Consider the following 1,603-nt stretch of genomic DNA (forward strand, 5'->3'; position numbering starts at 1 on the left):
CCACGTCTAAGGGTTTTCGGCGATCGGGGAAGTGATCAGCTCTGAAACCCGCCGCTAGGGTGCGTCTATGCCTGCTGACCTCGGTGCCGATAAGGCCGTCGAACGTGCCCGCCGGCTGCTCGATCCCCGCTTCGACTCCATCCGCACGCTGGCCGACTGCCGCGCCGCCCTGACCGATGCGCGACGAGCCCTGGAACAGGCGGAGACGGCCGACGCACAGGCATACGCCGCCGCCACTCGCGCCGGATGGAGCCAAGCCGACCTGAAAGCCGTCGGATTCGATGCGCCCACCCGGCGCCTGCCTGGCCGACCCCGCACCAGCCGCCCCGCGAGCGCCGGAACAGGCGCCAACGGCACCCCGTCCGCAGCCGCTGCCGAGCAGACCCAGGACCCGGCCTGACCTTCGGCCAGACCGACGCGCTACGCGCGAACCGGAGCCGGCTTCGCCGGCGCCCTGGGGGAGCTCCGCTCCCTCCCGACGAGGCGAGCCTGCGGGCGCGGCCCCTGCACGCAAGGTCGTTCGTCCTCGCTTCGCTGCGGGCGCTCCACCCTGCACTCCACGGCCCTAATCGCCCGCTGTTCTCTTCGTGCCGGGAGGGGGCGGGGGATGGTCGGCACGTGAGGCGGCGGTGGGTCCGATAGTGGGGTGTGTCCCCTCGGGATCCGGGCCGGCCTCCCCGGCAGCTGCCGCTGCCCGAACACCTGGTCGTCGTGCAGTGGGACGACCTTGAGCAGGCGCTCGACGACGCTGAGCGCGTCCTTGAGCCACCCCGTCCGGTCAGGGTGCAGTGGTCCAGTGAGTGGCACGCGCCGGCTCTGCTGCACGGTTGGCAGCGAGACGAGCACCGCGGCGGTGGTTGGCTCGGCTGCGTCGAGTACTACCGCCAGTTCGCACCCGGTTCCGGCTACGCCGTGGGCCGCTGGACGCCGGTGTGGAACATCCAACCGTTGCTGGGCAGAGACCAGTAGCTGGTCTAGCGCAGGGCCCGCAGCAGAGACAGGTTCCACACCTTCAGATACTCGCCCGCGAGCTGGTCCAGACGGCGGTACGAGGGCCCGTAGCAGGGTCCAGGCCAAAGCCGGGAGGCAGCTGGTCCGTCACGTGATCAGGGCAGGCTCTCGCAGGCGAGCCCGTCCTGGTCGTTGCCGTCCAGACCCGACACATCCCCGTAAGCCGGGAAGTACTGCTGGACCCCTGGCGAGCCCGGCGCCCCTGGCTCGAGGTGAGTGGAGTCGATGGGAGCGGTGGGCTCCAGTGCGGACAACGCGCTGGCCGAGTCGTTCAACGCCACCCTCAAGCGGGAGGTCCTCGTCGGCGCGTCCGGCTGGAACCCCCCGCCCACGCCCGCCGGGAGGTCTTCGTGTCGCCTGGATCACCCGCTACAACACCGGCCGCCGGCGCTCCGCCTGCGGCCGGACCAGCCCGAACGCCTACGAGGCGAGCCGGACCCCGGCTACGCTGCCAATCGCTGCATAGGGCACCCATCGCGTGTCCAGGATCAGGGGCAAGGTTGGAGTTGACCCGCTTCGGTGGACACCCTGAACTTGGGCGATGTGCCCGAGGAAGGGGTCCTGATGGGCCGTCCGAGCAAGTACTCCCCGG

3 protein-coding genes and 1 pseudogene are annotated in these 1,603 nt (G+C 70.7%); 3 read left to right on the forward strand and 1 reads right to left on the reverse strand.

Annotated elements, in window-relative coordinates:
• Nucleotides 1-67 precede the first annotated feature (67 nt).
• Entirely contained in the window at nucleotides 68-400 is a 333-nt protein-coding gene (locus BLW04_RS25405; protein ID WP_091548422.1) for a hypothetical protein, read from the forward strand.
• A gap of 248 nt (nucleotides 401-648) precedes the next feature.
• Entirely contained in the window at nucleotides 649-969 is a 321-nt protein-coding gene (locus BLW04_RS25410) for a hypothetical protein (protein WP_091548425.1), read from the forward strand.
• Nucleotides 970-1,106: 137 nt separating this feature from the next.
• Here the strand turns inward: BLW04_RS25410 and BLW04_RS25415 are convergent, their stop codons facing one another.
• Nucleotides 1,107-1,298: a hypothetical protein gene (locus tag BLW04_RS25415; RefSeq protein ID WP_175484314.1), complete on the reverse strand. Its 192-nt coding sequence runs from the start codon at nucleotides 1,296-1,298 to the stop codon at nucleotides 1,107-1,109.
• On the opposite strand from BLW04_RS25415, the pseudogene BLW04_RS29065 reads away from it, so the two are divergent.
• A pseudogene (locus tag BLW04_RS29065) lies at nucleotides 1,231-1,477 on the forward strand (integrase core domain-containing protein); the annotation flags it as partial. The gene BLW04_RS25415 and the pseudogene BLW04_RS29065 overlap by 68 nt on opposite strands.
• Nucleotides 1,478-1,603 lie beyond the last annotated feature (126 nt).

Source organism: Modestobacter sp. DSM 44400 (assembly GCF_900107175.1).
Classification (GTDB): Bacteria; Actinomycetota; Actinomycetes; order Mycobacteriales; family Geodermatophilaceae; genus Modestobacter.

Excerpts from the sequence above, each read along its gene's own strand:
- BLW04_RS25405 (WP_091548422.1), top strand. The coding sequence starts at position 68 with ATGCCTGCTGACCTCGGTGCCGATAAGGCCGTCGAACGTGCCCGCCGG.